Annotated in this window: 5 protein-coding genes; 3 read left to right on the top strand and 2 right to left on the bottom strand. The window is 62.9% G+C overall.

Translation table 11 applies throughout. The features are described 5' to 3' along the window. Positions 1-244: CDGSH iron-sulfur domain-containing protein (locus GPS82_RS13475; RefSeq protein ID WP_296495580.1), on the top strand; the 244-nt coding region annotated here is incomplete at its 5' end. 116 nt (positions 245-360) lie between these two features. Here the strand turns inward: GPS82_RS13475 and GPS82_RS13470 are convergent. Continuing rightward, positions 361-1,659: an FAD-binding oxidoreductase gene (locus GPS82_RS13470; RefSeq protein ID WP_296495579.1), complete on the bottom strand. Its 1,299-nt coding sequence runs from the start codon at positions 1,657-1,659 to the stop codon at positions 361-363. A gap of 12 nt (positions 1,660-1,671) precedes the next feature. After that, positions 1,672-2,589, bottom strand: coding sequence for an agmatinase (gene speB / locus GPS82_RS13465; RefSeq protein WP_296495577.1), 918 nt, complete (start codon positions 2,587-2,589; stop codon positions 1,672-1,674). 175 nt (positions 2,590-2,764) lie between these two features. Here speB and GPS82_RS13460 point away from each other — a divergent pair, with 175 nt between their 5' ends. Together GPS82_RS13460 and GPS82_RS13455 are read left to right on the top strand one after the other, a co-directional pair. Beyond that, positions 2,765-3,529 (top strand): SDR family oxidoreductase, encoded by a 765-nt coding sequence (locus GPS82_RS13460; protein ID WP_296495575.1) that lies wholly within the window; start codon positions 2,765-2,767, stop codon positions 3,527-3,529. 4 nt (positions 3,530-3,533) lie between these two features. After that, positions 3,534-3,737, top strand: a 204-nt coding sequence (locus GPS82_RS13455; RefSeq protein ID WP_296495573.1) for an aldo/keto reductase, incomplete at its 3' end; no start/stop codon positions are given.

The raw sequence follows: 3,737 nt of genomic DNA, 5'->3' as shown, positions 1-3,737 counted from the left end.
GATTGCCATGACTTCACCGGTGCGCGCCTCAGATGCCCCATTTGCAACAAAAGTGGAGCAAGGCAAAGACTATTATTGGTGCGCCTGCGGGTTGAGCAAGAGCCAGCCATTCTGCGATGGATCGCACAAAGGCGGCGAGTTCACTCCGGTTAAATATAGTGCAACAGAAAGCAAAGACGTTTATTTTTGCGGTTGCAAAGCATCGGCCAATAAACCTCTCTGTGACGGAAGCCACAAGAAATAAACATCAAATTGCAGACGGCGCTAACTGAGAGCAGTCTGTTGCCCGCCCACGCAATCGCTGCTCAGAAGCCAACCAGCTAGCTGCTTCATATAACGGCAATGAGAATCGCATGCTGCTCACAGCATATCGCGCAGCCGGTGGTACAGCGTGCCCAGCACCAGGCTGGGCATGCGCAACAGCGGCCCGCCCGGAAAACGGCGGTGCTGCAATTTGGCAAACAGGTCAAACTTCTCAGCCTGACCCGCCACCGCTTGTGCCACCAGTTGCCCGGCCAGGCCGGTGAGCGCCACGCCGTGGCCGCTGAAACCCTGCAGGTAGTACAAGTTGTCGCCCAGGCGGCCAAAGTCGGGCGCGCGGTTCATGCTGATGTCGACAAAGCCGCCCCATAAAAATTCCACCGAAGCAGCGTGCAGCGCCGGGAACACCTTGGCCATGCGCGCAGCCATGAGCGCTTGCAGGTTGGCAGGCGTGCGGGTGGTGTAGCTGACGCGGCCACCAAACAGCATGCGGTGGTCGGCACTGAAGCGAAAATAATCCAGCACAAAATTGTTGTCACACGCCGCCGCATTGCTCGGGATCAGGCGCCGGCACAGTGCCGGGTCAAGCGGTGCGGTGCCGATCATGTAAGTGCCGACCGGCATGATGCGTGGCGCAATGTCTGGAGCCACCTTGGGGCCGTATTCGGCCAGCATGCAGTTGCCGGCCAGCACACCAAAAGGCGCGGCGACCGAACCCTGGGCGGTGCTGGCAGTGAGTTGTTTACCACGCTGCAAACTGGTGACGGCTGAATACTCGTAAATCTGCACGCCCTGGCTGCGGGCGGCGCGCGCCAGCCCCAGGCCGTATTTGAGCGGATGCAGGTGGCCCGACTTGCGCTCATAAGCGCAGGCCTGGTAGAGCGGGCTGGCAATGTGGCGTTGCACGTCGGCACCCGTGGCAAAGTCGGTCACCAGGCCGTAGTGCGCCATGGCCTGCATCTCGGCGGCCAGGGCACTCGCCTTGTGCGCCGAGTCGGCCACATGGAGGTAGCCGTGCTGACGGTCGCAGTCAATCTGAAAGTCTTTGATGCGCTGGTCAATCAGGTCCAGCGATTGCATCGACATATCCCACGCCAGCTGTGCCTGCGCTTTGCCCAGCTGCTGCTCAAACGGCGCCTGGCCGCTGGCAAACCCTGCCAGGGCCTGGCCGCCGTTGCGCCCGGAAGCGCCGGCACAAATCCGGTCGGCCTCCAGCACTACAACCTTGAAGCCGCGCTGCGCCAGCTCAATGGCGGCCGACAAACCGGCATACCCGGCGCCCACCATCAGCACATCAGCAGTGATGTGGCCTTGCAAAGGCGGTGCCACGGCGTCCCGCGTGACGCTGGCTTCGTAATAGCTGTGCTGGTTGAGCTGGGTGTCGGAGTCGAGCAGCATGCAGTTGGGCTTTCAGACAAGTTTGGCAATCTGGCCGCACAGGTAGGTCCAGACAAAGGCGGCGGCGGCATTGCTGGTGAGTTCGGCGTGGTCGTAGGCGGGCGCCACCTCCACGCAGTCCATGCCGACCAGGTTGAGCGGTGCCAATTCTTCCAGCAGGGTCAACACCTGGGAACTGCTCATGCCACCGGGCTCGGGCGTGCCGGTGCCGGGCGCAAAAGCGGGGTCGAGGCAGTCAATGTCAAGCGTCAGGTAACACGGGCGCTCACCCAGGCGCGCCAAAATTTGGGCAACCACGGGTTGCAGCGCCGCGCCGTCGAGCCCGCGCAGCTGGCGGCCGGTAAAAATCAAACCGCCTTGGTCTTGCACATACTCACGCGCGGCGCGCTTGCCGCTGGAGCGCAAACCAATTTGCACGCAGTGCTGCGGGCTGACCAGGCCCTCCTGAATGGCTTCATAGGTCCAGGTGCCATGACCCGAGGGCTCGCCAAAGTGGTCAACCCAGGTGTCGCAGTGGGCGTCAAAGTGGACCATCGCCAAGGCGCCATATTTTTGATGCGCGGCACGTAACAGCGGCAGAGTGACGGAATGGTCGCCACCCAGAAAGACGCAGTGGTGACGCGCCATGAGTGCACTGGCTTGGGCCTGAATGCGTTCGCGCACCTCGGCCAGCGGCGAAGCGTTGGGCAGGCGCATGTCATGGCCGTCGCCCAGGTGCCCCAGTGGCGTGACCTCGAAATGCGGGTGCAGGCCGTCACACAGCATCAAACTGGCGCTGCGAATGGCCTGCGGGCCAAAACGCGCGCCGGGCCGGTTGGTCACCGCGCCGTCAAAAGGCACACCGACCACGGCAAAGGGCTGCTGTGCCAACTCGGGCGCCGCCAGAAAACGATTGCTGTTGTTGGCGTAGGCAAATTCACCGATTGACATGAAATGATCCTTGAAAATGAGGCGCTTGGGTGACTGAGCGGAGCAAGCCAAGTTTCACCAATCGGGCGCCTGTTGACGGTACCAATTCCGTCGGCAAAGATCAATCCACTGGCGTGCAAATAATTCTGACACCACCAAAATCGGGCATGATTCAGACCTCAAAGAAAGGGCGCGCATGAAAAATGTCAAGTTTGATTTCAGCGACTTCACCGTTTTGGTGACCGGCGGCGCCAGCGGCATGGGCGCCCAGGTGGCCGGCCTGTTTGCCCGCGCCGGGGCCGACGTGCTGATCGTCGATGCCAACGCCGCACTGGCCGAGCAAACTGCGCTGGCCATTGGCGCCACAGCGCTGGCGGGTGATGTGAGCCAGCCCGACTTTTGCAACCAGGCAGTGACCGCCGCAATGCAGCGCACGGGGCGCCTGAATGCGGTGGTCAACGCCGCCGGCATCATTGCGCGCAAAACGGGTGTGGACACCACCGACGAGGAATGGCAGCGTGCCATGGCCGTCAACGCCGGTGGCGTGTTTTACATGACGCGCGCGGCGGCGCGCCACATGCGCGGCCAAGGCGGCGGCGCCATCGTCAACTTTGGCAGCATCTGGGGCGAGTTGGGCGGGCCCGGCGCACTGGCCTATGCCAGCAGCAAGGGGGCGGTGCACCAGATCACGCGCACCTTTGCGCTGGAACTGGCGCGCGAGGGGGTTCGGTTGAACTGTGTTTGCCCGGGCGAGGTCGACACACCGATGTTGCGCTCTGCCGGGCGCGCCACGCCGCTCACCGACCTGCAGGCCCACGAGATGGGGCAACGCGTGGTTCCGATGGGGCGCCTGGCCCAGCCTGAGGAGATCGCCCGGGTGGCGCTGTTTTTGTGCAGCGACGCCGCCAGCTACATGACCGGCGCAATGGTCTATGTCGACGGGGGCTACAGCAGCCAATAGCACCATGCAATACCGCGCCTTTGGCCGCACCGGCCTCAAAATTTCATCGCTCGTTCTGGGCACCGACAACCTGGTCAACCCGACGCCCGAGGCTGAGAGCCTGGCGATTCTGGATGCCGCGCTGGACGCCGGGGTCAACCTGGTCGACACCAGCAACAGCTACGCCGCCGGCCAGGCCGAAACCTTGATCGGCAAATGGCTCGGCACG

This window comes from Rhodoferax sp. (assembly GCF_011391645.1).
GTDB lineage: Bacteria > Pseudomonadota > Gammaproteobacteria > Burkholderiales > Burkholderiaceae_C > Rhodoferax.
Note: the sequence above shows the minus strand (reverse complement) of the source record. Positions and strands in the feature narration are given on the sequence as shown.

Excerpts from the sequence above, each read along its gene's own strand:
- GPS82_RS13460 (WP_296495575.1), top strand. The coding sequence starts at position 2,765 with ATGAAAAATGTCAAGTTTGATTTCAGCGACTTCACCGTTTTGGTGACC.
- GPS82_RS13470 (WP_296495579.1), bottom strand. The coding sequence starts at position 1,659 with ATGCTGCTCGACTCCGACACCCAGCTCAACCAGCACAGCTATTACGAA.
- speB (WP_296495577.1), bottom strand. The coding sequence starts at position 2,589 with ATGTCAATCGGTGAATTTGCCTACGCCAACAACAGCAATCGTTTTCTG.